This window comes from Nonomuraea sp. NPDC049607 (assembly GCF_040675375.1).
Classification (GTDB): domain Bacteria; phylum Actinomycetota; class Actinomycetes; order Streptosporangiales; family Streptosporangiaceae; genus Nonomuraea.
The window spans coordinates 188,074-203,618 of sequence record NZ_JBFAOV010000010.1; the positions used below are offsets into that span (position 1 = coordinate 188,074).

At 72.8% G+C, this 15,545-nt stretch carries 13 protein-coding genes and 1 riboswitch; of the genes, 6 read left to right on the top strand and 7 right to left on the bottom strand.

From position 1 onward, the window contains the following. Nucleotides 1-64: 64 nt before the first annotated feature. Nucleotides 65-227: riboswitch (cyclic di-AMP (ydaO/yuaA leader) on the bottom strand. A 395-nt stretch (nt 228-622) separates the two neighbouring features. Together AB0J97_RS21790 and AB0J97_RS21795 are read right to left on the bottom strand one after the other, a co-directional pair. Beyond that, complete coding sequence (locus AB0J97_RS21790) at nt 623-1,549, bottom strand: NlpC/P60 family protein (protein WP_364091355.1); 927 nt, start codon at nt 1,547-1,549, stop codon at nt 623-625. Between the two features lie 132 nt (nt 1,550-1,681). After that, nucleotides 1,682-3,004 carry an NYN domain-containing protein gene (locus tag AB0J97_RS21795; protein ID WP_364091357.1) on the bottom strand — a complete coding sequence of 441 codons (1,323 nt, stop codon included), beginning with the start codon at nt 3,002-3,004 and terminating at the stop codon, nt 1,682-1,684. Nucleotides 3,005-3,148: 144 nt separating this feature from the next. On the opposite strand from AB0J97_RS21795, the gene AB0J97_RS21800 reads away from it, so the two are divergent. Next, nucleotides 3,149-4,228 (top strand): phosphotransferase family protein, encoded by a 1,080-nt coding sequence (locus AB0J97_RS21800; protein WP_364091359.1) that lies wholly within the window; start codon nt 3,149-3,151, stop codon nt 4,226-4,228. Here the strand turns inward: AB0J97_RS21800 and AB0J97_RS21805 are convergent. Beyond that, a complete protein-coding gene (locus AB0J97_RS21805) occupies nt 4,218-4,874 on the bottom strand; it encodes a response regulator transcription factor (protein WP_364091361.1) in 657 nt (218 codons plus the stop codon). The genes AB0J97_RS21800 and AB0J97_RS21805 overlap by 11 nt on opposite strands. A gap of 14 nt (nt 4,875-4,888) precedes the next feature. After that, entirely contained in the window at nt 4,889-6,112 is a 1,224-nt protein-coding gene (locus AB0J97_RS21810; RefSeq protein WP_357700623.1) for a histidine kinase, read from the bottom strand. Nucleotides 6,113-6,222: 110 nt separating this feature from the next. Between AB0J97_RS21810 and AB0J97_RS21815 the strand changes: the two genes are divergently transcribed. Genes AB0J97_RS21815 through AB0J97_RS21825 form a run of 3 tightly spaced genes read left to right on the top strand, consistent with a single transcriptional unit; the run spans nt 6,223 to nt 8,455 of the window. Beyond that, nucleotides 6,223-6,462, top strand: coding sequence for a hypothetical protein (locus AB0J97_RS21815; protein WP_364091363.1), 240 nt, complete (start codon nt 6,223-6,225; stop codon nt 6,460-6,462). Then, nucleotides 6,459-6,950: a PH domain-containing protein gene (locus AB0J97_RS21820; protein ID WP_364091365.1), complete on the top strand. Its 492-nt coding sequence runs from the start codon at nt 6,459-6,461 to the stop codon at nt 6,948-6,950. Before AB0J97_RS21815 ends, AB0J97_RS21820 begins: the two co-directional genes overlap by 4 nt. After that, a complete protein-coding gene (locus AB0J97_RS21825) occupies nt 6,947-8,455 on the top strand; it encodes a PH domain-containing protein (protein WP_364091367.1) in 1,509 nt (502 codons plus the stop codon). Before AB0J97_RS21820 ends, AB0J97_RS21825 begins: the two co-directional genes overlap by 4 nt. A 192-nt stretch (nt 8,456-8,647) precedes the next feature. On the opposite strand, the gene AB0J97_RS21830 is transcribed toward AB0J97_RS21825, so the two are convergent. From AB0J97_RS21830 to AB0J97_RS21840, 3 genes are all read right to left on the bottom strand, one after another. Next, entirely contained in the window at nt 8,648-10,291 is a 1,644-nt protein-coding gene (locus AB0J97_RS21830) for a hypothetical protein (protein WP_364091369.1), read from the bottom strand. A gap of 69 nt (nt 10,292-10,360) precedes the next feature. After that, on the bottom strand, nt 10,361-11,800 hold the full coding sequence (locus AB0J97_RS21835) for a serine/threonine-protein kinase (protein WP_364091371.1): 1,440 nt from the start codon (nt 11,798-11,800) through the stop codon (nt 10,361-10,363). Continuing rightward, complete coding sequence (locus AB0J97_RS21840; protein ID WP_364091373.1) at nt 11,790-13,298, bottom strand: serine/threonine-protein kinase; 1,509 nt, start codon at nt 13,296-13,298, stop codon at nt 11,790-11,792. The genes AB0J97_RS21835 and AB0J97_RS21840 overlap by 11 nt, the downstream gene beginning before the upstream one ends. Nucleotides 13,299-13,479: 181 nt before the next feature. Here AB0J97_RS21840 and AB0J97_RS21845 point away from each other — a divergent pair, with 181 nt between their 5' ends. Together AB0J97_RS21845 and AB0J97_RS21850 are read left to right on the top strand one after the other, a co-directional pair. After that, complete coding sequence (locus tag AB0J97_RS21845; protein ID WP_357700637.1) at nt 13,480-15,204, top strand: DEDD exonuclease domain-containing protein; 1,725 nt, start codon at nt 13,480-13,482, stop codon at nt 15,202-15,204. Between the two features lie 17 nt (nt 15,205-15,221). Continuing rightward, entirely contained in the window at nt 15,222-15,509 is a 288-nt protein-coding gene (locus tag AB0J97_RS21850; RefSeq protein ID WP_357700639.1) for an Lrp/AsnC ligand binding domain-containing protein, read from the top strand. Nucleotides 15,510-15,545 lie beyond the last annotated feature (36 nt).

The window sequence follows — 15,545 nt, forward strand, 5'->3', positions numbered from 1 at the left end:
GGCGCCCTTCAGGGCGAGACGGGACAGACGGGGGTTATGCAGGGAGGTAGACAGGATTTCTCCTTGTGTCTTCCACGAACGCCTACCGGGTTAGCTGACGGATTCGGGCCTGGAAGTCGCCCTACGGCGCTGAACGCGCCGATTCACCCCTGATCCCGGGGGATGACGGGATCTTTGGGTCCCCGGCTCCGTGCCTCCTGGCTGCACGGACTCGGCAGGTCGCCACTCGATTGATATGCCTGAATGGGGATATCGGCGGCGACCGACGGATTTTTATGTGGTCCACATCGGGGGTTCCGATGTCGATTCGCGGCTCGCATGGCTTGCCGACCGCGACGCCAGAAACTACGCCGAGGGGTCAAGAAAGTGCAAAGGGGGAGTCAGGTTGTAAAGATCAAATAAAGGCACGAGTAAGGGACGAAACCCCTGCTGGAGCCACAGGCTCCGTTACCTAAATGTGACCCTTCTCACACTTCCTGACGCAGGCGCTTGTCAGGGCCCTTTGACACCTTTTGTCCCCTTCGTCCCACCGGCGGGCCGAGCGGGCACGCCGGTGGTCCCTGCGGCCTGCGAGACGGGCGGCCGAGGGCGAGTGTCGGGAGGAGTCCCGGTGGACCGGAGGTCAGGGGCGGATGGCTCCGACCAGCGGGCGGCGGTAGTCCGAGAGCCGGACGACCTTCACGACGTCGCCCGTCTGCGGCGCGTGGACGATCTTGCCCCCGCCCGCGTAGATGCTGACGTGCCCCAGCCCCTCGCTGAAGATGAGGTCCCCGGGCTGGAGGTCCTTGATGTCCACCTTGCGTCCGGAGCCCCAGGCCCACTGCTGCCACGTCGTACGCGGCAACGAGACGCCGGCCGCGCGCCAGGCGGCCTGGGTCAGCCCTGAGCAGTCGTAGCCGCGCGGGCCCGTGCCCCCGAAGATGTACGGCTTGCCGACCTGGGCGAAGGCGAAGCGCAGAACGGCGGCCGCGTTGCCCGAGGCGGGACCGGTGTACTTGATGCCGGTGCTGTTGGGGTTGCCCGGGTTGTAGGCCCCCAGCTTGTCCAGGAGCTTCTTCTGCTCGCCGACCAGCTTCAGGACCTCGGCGCGCTCCTTCTGGACCGCGTCCCGCTCCTTGTCGGCGTCCGCCAGGGCGGTCTCGGCGTTGTCGCGCTCGACCTTGAGCCCCTTGTTCTCGCGGTCGAAGGCGGCCAGCTTCTCCAGCCGCTCGCGCGAGAGCTGCCCGGCCATGGCCATCCCGGCCAGCAGGTTCTCGGGGTCGTCCGCGCCCATCAAGCCCGGCAGGGACGCGACGTCCCCGCCCAGCTTGTACGAGTCCACCGCCGCCCTGATGATGTCGGCCCGCAGGTCGGCGACCGTCTGCAGCTTCTGCTTGTAGCGGTCGTTCAGCTTGGTGTAGGCGTTCTTGGCCTTCTTGTACTCCTCGGTCGCCGTGTTGTACCGGTCGACGACCTTGTCGGCCTTGTCGTTCAGCTTCTCCAGCTTGGCCTTGGCCTGCTTGAGAGTGGGCTTGGGATCAGCGAGCGCCGCACCCATCGGGACCGTCATCAGCCCGATCGCGAGACCCGCCGCCAACGTGACCCGGCCAAACCTCACAGCGTCGCCTCCCAGGGATTACACCTGGGGCGAAATAGTACAGAAGTGGCGAGTGGGGTCTCGCCAATAGTGCTAATTCGTAACTTATGCGCGGCCCAACCGGCGCAGCAGCAGACCCGACGGAACGGGTCTGGCGCCCATCCGGCGGACGGACTCGGCCACCTCCCGGTCGGAGGAGACGACGGCGATGGCCCGGCCGGGCGGCTCGGCGCGGACGAGCCGGCGGATGAGGTCGTCGGCGATCTCCCCCGGCGCGCTGAACAGCACCCGCACCCCGCGCGGCGCCACCACCTGCACGGGCGCGTTGAGCTCTGCACCGTCGAAGACCACCGTCACCTCGACGCGGGTCTGCGCGACCAGGCCGCCGAGGCCGGTCATCAGCCGGTTGCGCTGGTCGGCGAGGGTGAACGTGCCGTAGCCGGTCTTGGTGACGTTGTAGCCGTCGATGATCAGATGGACCTGCGGCAGCGCCAGGAGCTGGTCGAGGAGCTGCGGGTCGTCGTCGGCCAGGGCCCGCGCCGGCACGCCGCGCACCCCGGGACGCTCGCCGGTGCTGGCCGCGACCGAGTCGGCGGGCTTGCTGATCGTGGTGGGCAGCGCCAGCTCCCTGCGCAGCCCGGCCGAGGCGTCCTGGAGCGCGTCGAGCAGCACCCTGATGCGGGCGTCCTCGATGCTGCGGCCCTCGCGGGCGGCCCGGCGGGAGGCTTCGAGCTGCCTCTCCACGTCGGCCAGCCGCTCGCGCAGGCGGCGCAGCTCGGCCTCGCCCGCGTTGCCGGCCGTGGAGGCGGCGTGCCGGGCGTCGTCGGCGGCCTGCTCCATCTCCTCGGCCCTGCGGCCGGCGGCCTTGGCCCGCTCGCGGGCGTCGTGGAGCTTGCGCCGCAGGTCGGAGTTCTCGGCGCGGGCCGCCTTGATCTGCTCGCGCAGCCGGTCGGCCTCCTCCTTGGCGGCGGTCTTCTGCGCGGCGAGCTGCTCGCGCAGCCGGGTCACCGCCTCCTCGCGCTCGGAGCCCTCGGCCGCCACCGCGGACTGCTCCAGGTCGGCGCGGGCGGTTTCGATCATCTCCGCCCAGCCGGGCGGCCTGGTGAGATAAGCTGCGGCCGCCACCAGCACGGGGTCGGCGGCGGGCGGCACGCTCCCCTCGGCCAGGGCGGCGACCAGCTCGGGCCATCCGGCGGCGACGGACTCGGCGACCAGTTCGCGGAACTTCTTGTCGTTCTCCAGTTGCGCGGCGATCGGCGCGCTGCCCAGCTTGGCGCGTTTGCGCGGGTCGAACTTGGCGATGCCGCGCAGCGGCGGCGGCACGGAGACCGCGGGCATGGTGCCGAGAACCTGCGCCGCCAGGTCGACGACGTTGAGGCGCACCTGCTCGGGAAGCGGGCGAGACAGGCCTTCACCCGCTGAACTCATCCCACTTGTCCCTTCGTGACATGCCCTTTCAGACAAGGGTACGGCTCTTGCGTACCTGACCGTAACGGTCCCTTGAACCTAGACAAGCGCTTGGTAGGGGGTATACGACTGAGCCGGGGCAGCCGTGCGGCGCGGAGGTGAGCGGTGACGGAACAGATGCGCACGTCCACGCGTGACCTGGAGGAACTGCGCGAGCGCGCGTCCGGCTGGCTGCGCGGCCGGGTCGGCGGGGACGCCGCGGTCTCGGAGCTCTCGCGCCCTTCCGGCAACGGCATGTCGAGCGAGACGCTGTTCTTCACCGCCACGTGGGGCGAGGAGACCCGGCGGTGCGTGGCCAGGCTCGCACCTGCGAAGGAAGCCGTTCCGGTGTTCCCCTCCTACGATCTGCGCGCCCAGTTCGAGATCATGCGACTGGCCAGGGAGAAAGCTGGAATCCCAGCGCCCAGGCCGCTCTGGTTCGAGCCCGACCCGGCGCCGCTCGGGACGCCGTTCTTCGTCATGGAGCAGGCCGAGGGGGACGTGCCGCCCGATGTCATGCCGTACACGTTCGGGGGCTGGCTGCACGACGCCTCCCCCGGCGACCGGCGCCGGTTGCAGGACGCGAGCGTCGGGCTCATGGCCGCGCTGCACGAGACGCCGTGCACGGGCGAGGACGTCGCGGTGCTCGGCCCGCTCGCCCCCGGCGGCAGGGACGGCCTGCGCGCCCACGTCGAGGCCCAACGCGCCTACTACCGGTGGGCGCACGGCGAGCGGCCGATCCCCGTGCTGGAGCGGGCCTTCGACTGGCTGGCCTCACACTGGCCGGACGACCCCGGCCCCGACGTCCTGACCTGGGGAGACGCCAGGATCGGCAACATCATGTACCGGGACTTCACGCCGGTGGCGGTGCTCGACTGGGAGATGGCCGCCGTGGGCCCGCGCGAGCTGGACGTCTCCTGGATGATCTTCCTGCACCGCTTCTTCCAGGACCTCGCGGTCACGATGGGCCTGCCCGGCATGCCGGACTTCATGCACCGCGCCGACGTATGCCAGAAATATTGCGAAATAACTGGCTACGAGCCCCGAGACCTCGACTTCTACGAAATGTACGCCGCCCTCCGCCACGGCATCATCATGGCCAGGGTGTGGCAGCGCCGGATCCACTTCGGCGAGCAGCCCATGCCGGACGACCCCGACGACCTGGTGCTCCACCGGGCCGCCATCGAGGAGCTGCTCACCCGCTAGCGTCGTAGACCAGCAGCGCGACCTGCACCCGGTTGTTCAGGTCGAGCTTGGTCAGGATGCGCGAGACGTGCGCCTTGACCGTGGGCACGCTCATGAACAGCTCGCGCCCGATCTCGGCGTTCGACCTGCCCTGCCCCACCGCCAGCGCCACCTCGCGCTCCCGCTCGCTCAGCCGCCCGAGCAGCCCCCGCGCCCGCTCGGTACGGTCGCGCCCGCCCCCGTCGGACACGTGCGCGATGAGCTGCCGCGTCACCGCCGGCGACAGGATCGGCTCGCCCGCGGCCACCCTCCTGATGGCGTCGACCAGGTCGCCGGGCGGGATGTCCTTCAGCAGGAACCCGGCCGCCCCCGCGCGCAGCGCCCGCACGACCTGGGCGTCGGCGTGGAACGTGGTCAGCACCACGACCTCGGGCGGCGAGGCGGTGCGGCGCAGCGCCTCGGTCGCGGTGAGCCCGTCGACGCCCGGCATGCGGATGTCCATCAGGACGACGTGCGGCCGGTGCTCGGCCACCCGCGGCGGCACCTCGGCCCCGTCGGCCGCCTCGCCCACGATCTCGATGTCGGCGGCCCCGCCGAGGATCATCGACAGCCCGGCCCGCACCATCGCGTCGTCGTCCACGATCAGCACCTTGATCGGCGCGTCCATCAGCCCTCCGTCGTTCAACCCCGGTCCCCGTCCTTCTCGTGCGGCCACGGCAGCCAGGCGTGGACGCGGAACTCGCCGTCCGTCACGCCGTGCTCCAGCCGTCCGCCTGCCAGCTCGGCCCGTTCGGTCAGCCCGATGAGTCCGGCGCCCGCGCCCGGCATGCGCGGCCCGTGCCGCGTCCACACCGGGTTGCGCACCTCCGCCGAGACGCCCTCGCCCCGCTCCCCCGCCACGGCCACCGCCACCGGCGCGCCGCCCGCGTGCTTGCGCGCGTTGGTGAGCGCCTCCTGCACGATGCGGTAGACGTTACGGCCCAGCCCCTCGGGGACGCCGTCCGCGGCGCCCAGGTCGAAGCGTACGTCCATGCCCGCCTGGCGGCACTCCTCGACCAGCGCGGGCAGGTCGGCCAGCGTCGGCTGCGGCCGGTCGGGCACCGGGTCGGCGGCGCCGGGCGGGGTGTGGCGCAGCACGCCGATCACCTCGCGCAGGTCCTGGAGCGCCAGGTGGGCGTTGCTCCTGATCGCGCCCGCCGCCCTGGCGACCTCCTCGGCGGGCGCGTCCGGCCGGAACTCCAGCGCCCCGGCGTGCAGGCTGAGCATCGAGATGCGGTGGGCCAGCACGTCGTGCATCTCGCGGGCGATGCGCTCGCGTTCGAGCCGCTTGGCGTCCTCGGCGGCGGTCTCGGCCCGCTGCCGCAGCGACCAGACGAGCTGCCGCCTGGCCCGGATGACGATGCCCCAGCCGTACACGGCCACCACGATCGTCACCCCGAACGCCGCCCCCCACAGCGGCGTCAGGTCCTCCTGGGGCCGCAGCAGCACGTACGGGGCCAGAGTGACCAGCGACAGCAGCGCGACCGGCCCGGACACCTTGAACGGCCGGTGCACCGCCACGGTGAACAGCGCCACCAGCGAGGCCCCGCCGACCAGCTCCAGATAGGACGACAGCAGGGTCGTCACCAGCGCGAACGCCACCGGCCAGCGCCGCCGCAGCCACACCCCCGCGCACGCCAGCGCCCCCACGATCTGCTCGACGGCCAGCAGCGGCTCGGGCTCGTTCCGGATCTCCTCCAGGCTGATGAACGTCAGGCCGCAGGCCAGCAGGAACAGCGCGATGTCGGAGAGCCAGTCGAGGGTCGAGCGCCGTACCCGCCGCCCGCGGCCGTCGCCGAGCAGCGTGGACGGCAACGCCCACCGGTATTCCAGGGCCGGATCGCCCTCCCCCCGCAGCTCTCTCACATTCGTCGAGGTTATGCCCTGCCGAGGACCGCCCGACAGCGACCAAAGTCGATGTCGCCGCAGACCGATGGCCGAGGCGGGCGGGCCGCCCCGGCGGCGAGGGTGGAGGCATGAAAGCGGTGGTGGAGGTCTTCGGCTGGCTGCTGGTCCTGCAGGGGATCGGCGGCCTGCTCAACACCTTGTTCGGCTGGTGGGGATGGGCGCACGGCCTGCTCGTGGTCAACGTGCTGCCGTTCCTCGACGGTTACGAGATCTTCGCGGCCGTCGTGATCGGGGTGCTCGGGTTCGCGCTGCTGGCGGTGGCCGGCTCTGTGGCTAGGGCGTCGGGCCAGGCGGAGGAGGGACGATGAGCGGGACCGTGTTGCGTCCGCCGCGGCACCGGCCCGACCGCCGGGCGGTGGCGTGGTGGACGGTGCAGTGGCTCGTCCTCATGGTCCCGGTGGCGGCCGCGGCCGTGGGCGCGTACGTGGCGTTCACGCCCCGTACGCCGGGGCTGGGGGCGGCGGCGGGGGCGTTCGCGGTGGCGTGCCTGCTGGTGGCGCTCGTCGAGCCGCGGGCGGCCTACCGGGTGCAGCGGTGGGAGGTCACCGACGAGGCGGTCTACGTCCGCCAGGGGTGGCTGACGCACACGTGGAAGGTGGCGCCGATGTCCAGGATCCAGCAGGTCGACACCGAGCGGGGGCCGGTGCAGCGGCTGTTCGGGCTGGCCGACGTCACGGTGACCACCGCCTCCTCCGCCGGGGCGGTCAAGATCACGGCGCTGGACCACGCGCTCGCCGCGGAGCTGGCCGAACTGCTCACCGCGCGCACCCAGGCGACGCCCGGGGACGCGACGTGACCGGCTGGCAGCGCCTGTCGCGCCGGAGCCTGTGGAACGCGGCGGCCAGGTCGCTCGCACTGGTCGCGGGCGCGGCGGCCGGGCTGGCGCGGTTCCTGGTGGGCCAGGACTGGGGCCTGGGCGGCGTCGTCGCCGCGTGCGCGGGGGCCGCCGTGCTGATCGTGGCCGGGGCGGTGGCCTACGAGGAGGCCCGGCTGCGTACGACGTCCTGGCGGCTCACCGCCGACCGGCTCGAACTGCGCTCGGGCGTGACCGTCCGGCAGCACCGCTCGATCCCGCTGGACCGGGTGCGCAGCGTGGACCTGCGGGCCGACCCGGTACGCCGGGCGTTCGGCCTGACCGTGGTCAAGGTGGGCACCGGCGAGCACGCGGCCGAGGGCTCCGAGCTGGCGCTGGACGCCCTGGACCGGCACTCGGCCGAGATGCTGCGCCGTACGCTGCTGCGCCAGGACGCGCCCGCGCCCGCGGACGGCCCCCTGGCCGAGCTGCGCTGGTCCTGGATCCGGTACGCGCCCCTGTCGATCTGGACGTTCACCGGCGCCGCGGTGGTCCTGGGCGCGGCCTACAAGGCGCTCGGCGCCGTCGGGCTCAAGGACTTCTCCGACCGGGCGGCGACCGGCCTGTGGGACTGGGTGAGCACGCAGCCCTGGCTCGCGGTCCCGCTGCTCCTGGCGCTCAACGCGGCCGTCGGCGCGCTCGGTGCGTTCCTGCTGTACGCCGAGTCCTGGGGCCGCTACCGCCTGGACCGCGAGCCCGGCCGGCTCAGGCTGCGCCGGGGGCTGCTGACCACGCGCTCGCTGACCCTGGAGGAACGGCGGCTGCGCGGCGTCGAGATCAGCGAACCGCTGCTGCTGCGGCTGGGCGGCGGCGCCCGCGTCAAGGCCGTCACGACCGGGCTGGCCAAGAAGGACGACGAGACCGAGGACGTGGCCGCGCTCACGCCCCCGCTCCCCCGCGCCGAGGCGACCCGCATCGCCGCCGCCCTCACAGGCCCGCCCCTGGGCTCCGTCATGGGCGCGCCGCTCGTCCCGCATCCGGCGGCGGCCGGGCGGCGGCGGGTGGTGCGGGCGCTGGCGACGACGGTCGTGCTGGCGGCGTGCGCCGGGCTCGCCTGGTGGCTGCTGCCCGCGTCGTGGCCGCGCGGGTGGCTCTGGGCGGCGCCCGTCCTGGGGCTCCCGGCGGGGTTGTGGCTGGCCGCCGAGAGCCGTCGCGGTCTCGGGCACGCGCTGGGCCGGCGGCACCTGGTCATGCGCCGCGGCGCGCTCGTCCGCCGTACGGTGGCGCTGGACCGGGCCGGCATCACCGGCTGGACGTTCCGCCAGTCGTTCTTCCAGCGGCGCTCGGGCCTGCTGACCGTCTCGGCCTGCACGGCCGCGGGCGGCGGCCACTACGAGATCCTGGACGTGGGCCGCGGCGCCGGGCTCGACCTGGCGGCACACGCGGTGCCGGGCCTGCTGGAGCCGTTCCTGATCCGCGAGCCGGGTGGCGAGCGGCAGGCCGCGTGATCCACCACGGCTGCCCATGCCCCTGTAGCGGACAAGCGTGATCGCGCGGCCCGGCGGCTTGCTGGTCAACAACGCTATTTGTCCCGCTTGCAACCGAGTTGCAGCCCTGTTAACTGTTGACGCGGATCTCCTGTCAGAGAGCCGGTCCCCGCGCGGCACGCGAGGACCGGCGGCGTCGCGCCGCGCGCGGGCTCAGCTTCCGACCGGCTGCTTGACCAGTTCGGCCAGGTACGCCCGGGCCAGGGTGAGCGCCCCCTCCTGCGCTTCCTTCTGCGGCATGAGCTTGACCTTGGGCGAGTTCGCCGGCTCGCTCTCGGGCCGTTCGGCGCCGGAGTAGTCGACCCTGACCACCAGTGCGCCGGTACGGGCGATCACCGTGCCGCTGGAGGCCGACACGTCGCCCTGCCTGGTCTGCACGAACTGGCTGTACGCCTGCTCGCCGAGCCCTTCGAGGTCGCGCACCTCGCCCCAGGTGATGCCGCCGATGGTCGACTTCTCGGTGTTCTTGTCGCCGCCGCGCTCGCCGGCGTAGTACGCCTTGGCCGCGCCCGGGTCGATCGCGCCCGCCCGGTTGGTGAAGCGGTGGGTGCTGATCAGCATGCTGCGGATCTTGACGTTCCCGGCCGTGCCCGGCAGGTCGAGGTTGAGCCAGCGGCACTCGGTCTCGTCGTCGTTGCCCGACTCGGTGGCGCGCGCCCTCGTCGTCGGCTTCGGCACCAGGCGGGTGGCGGCCTCCGTGACGGCCTGGCAGGCGGGTGGGAAGGCGGCCAGGACCGTGGGCGACGGCGTCGGGCGGGCGGTCGGGCTCTGGGTGACCTGGGCCTGGTCGGGCTTGGCCAGCACGCCGGGGTGCTGCGCCTGCCAGGCGGCCACCCCCTTGGCGAAGTACCCGATCAGGCCGCTGACCTCGCGGATCGCGTTGTCCTCCGTGATGGACCTGGTGCTCTCGTTGGACAGGATCCGGGCGTCCTTGCGCTGCTGCCCGGCCTGGAACTTGACCTCGATCGTCATGTCCCCGACCTGGGCGTGGGCCTTGCCGAAGGAGTACCACAACAGCTTGCCGTCGCGCCGCCAGGTGTACTGGGCGAACGCGCCCTCGCCCACGCCGGTCACGTCCTTGACCGGGGAGACGTACTCCTTCTCGTCGGGGTCGAGCGAGGGCTTGGCGGTGGCGCCGTACTTGGCGCCCCGGTAGTCCATCTCGTAAGAGCTCTGGGCCATCGAGCGGCCGGTCTTGGCCCCCTCGCCCTTGTGCTGGTCGATCTTGACGTCGATCTCCCTGCTGCGCCAGAACTCGCCGAACGAGATGCGCTGGTTCTGCCAGTTGCAGGCGAAGGTGACCGTGTAGTCGGAGTCCCTGGACGACTTGGCCACCGTCGCGCCGGGCGCCAGCCGTTCCGCCTCGTCCTGGGGCAGCATCGAGCACACGTCCGGGCCCGTCGCGGCGGCGGCCGGGACCGCGGAGTGCGCCGCCGACGAGGACGACGAGGACGACGACGGCCCGGCCGCCGTCCCCCCGGAGCCCCTGTCGGAGATCAGGAGGTAGGCCCCCACGCCGCCCGCGGCCACGACCACCACGAGGGCCGCGGCGAGCACGGGCGTCAACCACGCCGGCCGGCGTCCGGGCGGACCAGTGGGCGGGCCGGGCGGCCTCCCCATCGGCCCGGTGGGCGGCAGCGCCGGCGGCGCCCACCGCGGCTCCTGCGGCGGCCCCCACTGCGAACCCCACTGCGAACCCTGCTGCGAACCCTGCTGCGGCCCGGACGGCGGCTCGAACCGCCGGCCCGGCACCGGATGAGGGGTGGTCGGCGGCTCGTACTCGCTACCGGGATTCACTGGCACTCCTGAGCTTGCCCTGACTTGCGGGGACACATGGTGATAACGCCCGTGCGGTGCGCTGGACGGTCATCGCGGCAGTGCCCCGGAGACCAGCCGGGCGACCCGCAGCGCCGTCTCCTTGTCGACCGGCGCCTTGACCGACACCTCGTCGCGGTGCCAGACCACCTCGCCGAGCAGGTTGCTGGAACGGAAGAGCACGGTGCTGTCGAACCGGCCGACCGCGCTGGAGGACATCAACAGCTCGAACCGGTGCTGCACGAACGCCGCCTCCCCCACCCCCGCGACGTCGCCGACCTCGCCGACGGCCACCCGCGCCCGGGTGCCCTCGGCCGCGCTCCTGGTGCCCTTCTCGCTGGTGAACCGGCGCAACGCCACCTGCGGCCCGCCGAGGCCGCCGTCGGGCCTCTCGATCCAGGTGCGGACGGTGATCCGCCGGCCCTGCCGCTCCTCCAGGCCGGCGACCCACTGGCACTCGCCGTCCCGCGTGGCGCTGCGCCGGACGGCGCCCCGCATCAGCTCGGCGGCCTGGGCGTCGCTGAGCAGGCGGCAGGGGTCGGGGGCGGCGGCGTAGCGGCCGGTCTCGGGTTGCGCCGCGCCGACGGCGTACCAGCCGCCCGCGCCCAGCACCGCGACGCCGGACGCGACCGCCACCGGCAGCAGCCACCGCCGCCGGCGCACGGGGATCGGACCCGAGCGCACCGGCGCGCCGCTGAGCACCTCCCGGACCTGGGCCGCCGTGGGACGGGCGGCGGGCTCCTTGGCCAGCATCGCCATGAGCAGCCCGCCGAACTCGCGGCCCGCCCGCGCGGGGAAGGGCGGCTCGTGCAGCAGCACCGCCGCCGCGACCGCCGCGGGAAACTGCCGCTCGAACGGCGCCCGCCCCTCCACGGCGGTGTACAGGCTCGCGCCCAGCGACCACAGGTCGGACGCCGGTCCCGGCGCCTGCTCGTTGAGCCGCTCGGGAGCCATGTAACCGGGCGAGCCGCTGCCGACACCCCCGTCGCCCTGGCCGTCCATGGGGACGGCGATGCCGAAGTCGGTCAGCATGGCCGAGCCGTCGGCGTCGAGCAGGATGTTGGCCGGCTTGACGTCATGGTGGAGGATGCCGTGGGCGTGCGCGACCTCCAGCGCCGACAGCACCTGGAGCCCGATGCGGGCCGCGTACGGCGGCGGCAGCGGGCCGTTCTCCTTGATCACCTTGTCCAGGGACCGGCCGGTGACCAGGTCCATGATGATCCACGGCTGGTCGCCGTCGAGCACCACGTCGTGCACGAGCACGATGGCCGGGTCGCGCAGGCGTCCGGCCGACCTGGCCTCGTGGATGGCGCGGCCGGCGAACTCGGCCCGCTGGTGGGGGCTGAGCCCCGGCGGCACCCGCACCTGCTTGACGGCGACCTCGCGGTCGAGCGTCTCGTCCAGCGCCCGCCACACCGTGCCCGCGCCGCCCTGCCCGAGCTGCTCGACCAGCCGGTATCGGCCGGCCAGCAGGTAGTGGTCACCTCGCACGGCGCAACGCCTGCTCGCTCGCCCTGGCCGCCTTGATCGCCGCCTGCCGGACGTCCTCGTCGGTCGGCTTGTCGCCCAGGGTGGCGTACTCGACGGCCACCACCAGGTTGGCGATCCGGTAGTAGACGTGGGCGGAGTGGACGCGGCCCGTCCTGCCCTTCAGCTCGAACGCGAACGCCTCCTCGCCCAGCCCCTTCAGATCGTGGACGGGGGTGCGCGTGGAGCGCATGTCGGTCTTGACGCCGATCTCGGGCCAGGTCCAGTCGACCTGGTCGTACTTGGCCCAGTAGCGCTTCTGGTTCTGGAACAGGGTGCGGGCGGTGTCGGCGGTCATCGACCACGGATCGACGGTGTCGGAGTCCTTCTGCACCTGCAGGCCCACCCCGGTGCCCGCGACCGGCCAGCCGCACTCCGGGCCCACCTCGTCGCCGTCCGGCTGAGCCTTGGGCGGGCTCTGGGTGCGCAGCAGGCCGCCGACGTCCTGCGGGGTCAGCAGGGTGCACACGTCCAACGGCACGGTGAACGCGGTCGGCGTCCCGCCGCCGACGTCGTCGCGCAGCAGGAAGAAGCCGGTGGCCGCGGCGGCGACGACGAGCACGGCCCCGGCCGCGCTCCACACCAGCAGCGGCCGGCCACGCCGGCCGACCCGGCGGGGAGCGGTCGCCTGCTCACCGGCCGCCGGGACCGGCGGCTGACCGCCCGCGGCCACCTGCCTGAGCGCGTGCACGACGTTGCGCGCATCGGGACGGGCGCCCGGGTGACGCGCCATCATGGCGGCCAGCAGCGGCCCGAGCGGACCCGGCGCGACCGGCACCGGCTGCGTCACGGTCGCCCTGACCCGCTCGGCGACCGAGCCCTGGTAGGCGTTGCCGCCGGTCACCGCGGCGAACAGGGTCGCGCCGAGCGACCACAGGTCGCTGGCCGGGCCGCCGGGCTCGCCCTCCAGCCGCTCGGGCGCGATGAACCCGGGCGAGCCGATCATCAGCCCCTGCTCGGTGAGCGTGGCCTGCCCCTCCTGCCGGGCGATGCCGAAGTCGGTCAGCACCACCCTGCCGCTGTCGGTCAGGTACACGTTGCCCGGCTTCACGTCGCGGTGCTGCAACCCCTGGGCGTGGGCGGCCAGCAACGCCTCCAGGACGTCGGCGCCGACGCGGGCGGCGTACTCGGGAGGCATGGGCCCGAACTCGCGGACGGTCTCGGCCAGCGTACGGCCCCGCAGCAGCTCCATGACCAGCCACGGCCGCTCGTGCTCGACGATGACGTCGTGCAGCGCCACGATGCCGGGATGGCGCAGCCGGGCGGTGGCCTGCGCCTCGCGCACGGCCCTGGTGACCGCGTGGGCGCGCTCCTTGGGCGGGATGCCCTCGGGCAGCGTGAGCTCCTTGACCGCGACCTCGCGGTCGAGCATCTCGTCCTTGGCCAGCCACACCTTCCCCATGCCGCCGGCGCCGAGTGGGCGCAGCAGGGCGTAGCGGCCGGCAAGTCTTCCCGCGGACATAAAGGGAAGGGTAACTAAGGATCAAGAAAGATGGTTATTCGAGCACATTTCCCGTTCGCCCGCTTCGCCCTTCCCGCCCACCCTCACCGCGTCCCCACCTGCCATTCCGGCGCGCTCCGACACGCCTTCCGGCGTGGTCCGCCGGAGTAACTGTCGGACCCCCTCTCTATGGTCTTGGAACGTGGACGCGGTACAAGGCACCCTCGACGAGCTAGGCACCCCCCTCAGCGACGTCACGTTCGTCGTGTTCGACCTGGAGACCACCGGCGGCTCGCCGGCCGAAGACTCGATCACCGAGATCGGCGCGGTCAAGGTGCGGGCGGGTGAGGTGCTGGGCGAGTTCTCCACCCTGGTCGACCCGGGCGGGCCGATCCCGCCGTTCATCTCGGTGCTGACCGGCATCACCGACGCCATGGTGATGGCCGCCCCGCGCATCGAGGCGGTGCTGCCGAGCTTCCTGGAGTTCATCAGGGGCTCCACGCTGGTGGCCCACAACGCGAGCTTCGACACCCGCTTCGTCAAGGCCGCCTGCGCCGCCCACGGCTATCCCCCGCCGGCCAACCCGGTCGTCGACACCGTCGACCTGGCCCGGCGGGTGCTGACCCGCGACGAGACGCCCAACGCCAAGCTGTCCACCCTCGCCCGGTTCTTCCGCAGCCCCACCGAGCCGTGCCACCGCGCCCTCCAGGACGCCAGGGCCACCGTCGACGTGCTCCACGGGCTGATCGAGCGGGCCGGCTCCTTCCAGGTCCACACGCTCGAAGAGCTGAAGTCGTTCGTCCGCGCCCCCACGCCCGAGCAGCAGCGCAAGCGCCACCTGGCCGAGTCCGTCCCGCACGCGCCGGGCGTCTACTTCTTCGAGGACGAACGCGGCGAGGTGCTCTACATCGGCAAGAGCACCAATCTGCGCAACCGCGTGCGCTCCTACTTCACGGCCGCCGAGACCCGCCCGCGCATCCGCGAGATGATCGGCATCGCCGAGCGCGTGCGCCACGTCGTCTGCGCGACCGCGCTGGAGGCCGAGGTCAGGGAGCTGCGGCTGATCGGCGGCGCCAAGCCGCGCTACAACCGCCGCTCACGCTTCCCGGAGAAGATGGTCTGGCTCAAGCTCACCGCCGGCCCCTTCCCCCGCCTGTCGATCGTGCGCGAGCTGAAGGACGACGACGCCACCTACCTCGGCCCGTTCAGCAGCACCCGCCTGGCCGACGAGGCCCGCATCGCCCTGCACGAGGCCGTGCCGCTGCGCCAGTGCACCCAGCCGATCAGCCTGCGCACCCGGCGGGCCGCCTGCGTCCTGCACGAGATGGGCCGCTGCGGCGCGCCCTGCGCGGGCAACGAGAGCCCCGAGGAATACTCCGTGCACGTCGAGAGCGCGCGCCGGGCCATGACCTCCGACGCCTCGCTCGTCTTCACGGCCGTGTCGGCCCGCATGGAGCGCCTGTCGGTCGAGCAGCGCTACGAGGAGGCCTCCGTCGACCGCGACCGGCTGGCCGCGTTCGTCCGGGCGGCGGCCCGCATGCAGCGCCTGACCGCCGTCACCCGCCTCCCCGAGCTGGTGGCCGCCAGCCCGGCCTTCGACGGCGGCTGGGACATCCACGTGGTCCGCTACGGCCGCCTGGCCGCGGCGGGCGTGATGCCGAAGGGCGCCCATCCCACGCCCTTCGTCGCCTCGCTCAAGGCGATGGCGGAGGCCGTCATCCCGGGCCCCGGCCCGGTCCACGCGGCCAGCGCCGAGGAGACCGAGTGCATTCTCCGCTGGCTGGAGTCGCCGGGCGTGCGGCTGGTCGAGGTCGACGGCGTGTGGTCGATGCCCGCCCGGGGCGCGGCCCGCCACAAGGCCCGCATCGATCTGGCCTATCGCGGCCTTGATCAGCGTCGCGACCGCGAGGGACGGCCTTTGCGATGACCGGATACAGTTAATGCATGGTCACGGCAATTGTCCACATCAAGGCCGAGGTAGACCGGATCCCGGAGGTCGCCCAGACGATCGCCGAGATCGACGGGGTCAGCGAGGTCTACTCCATCACCGGCGAATGGGATCTGCTCGCCATGGTCAGGGTCGCCCGTTACGAGGAGGTGGCCGAGGTCATCCCCGGGCGGGTCAACAAGGTCGACGGCGTCGAGCACACCGAGACCCACATCGCCTTCCGCACCTACTCCAAGCACGACCTCGACGCCGCCTTCTCGATCGGCTTCACCGAGACCGACTGACCCCGCTCCCCCGCCACCCTCGCGTCCGTTCCCGGG

Excerpts from the sequence above, each read along its gene's own strand:
- AB0J97_RS21790 (WP_364091355.1), bottom strand. The coding sequence starts at position 1,549 with ATGACGGTCCCGATGGGTGCGGCGCTCGCTGATCCCAAGCCCACTCTC.
- AB0J97_RS21795 (WP_364091357.1), bottom strand. The coding sequence starts at position 3,004 with ATGAGTTCAGCGGGTGAAGGCCTGTCTCGCCCGCTTCCCGAGCAGGTG.
- AB0J97_RS21815 (WP_364091363.1), top strand. The coding sequence starts at position 6,223 with ATGAAAGCGGTGGTGGAGGTCTTCGGCTGGCTGCTGGTCCTGCAGGGG.
- AB0J97_RS21820 (WP_364091365.1), top strand. The coding sequence starts at position 6,459 with ATGAGCGGGACCGTGTTGCGTCCGCCGCGGCACCGGCCCGACCGCCGG.
- AB0J97_RS21850 (WP_357700639.1), top strand. The coding sequence starts at position 15,222 with ATGGTCACGGCAATTGTCCACATCAAGGCCGAGGTAGACCGGATCCCG.
- AB0J97_RS21805 (WP_364091361.1), bottom strand. The coding sequence starts at position 4,874 with ATGGACGCGCCGATCAAGGTGCTGATCGTGGACGACGACGCGATGGTG.
- AB0J97_RS21840 (WP_364091373.1), bottom strand. The coding sequence starts at position 13,298 with ATGTCCGCGGGAAGACTTGCCGGCCGCTACGCCCTGCTGCGCCCACTC.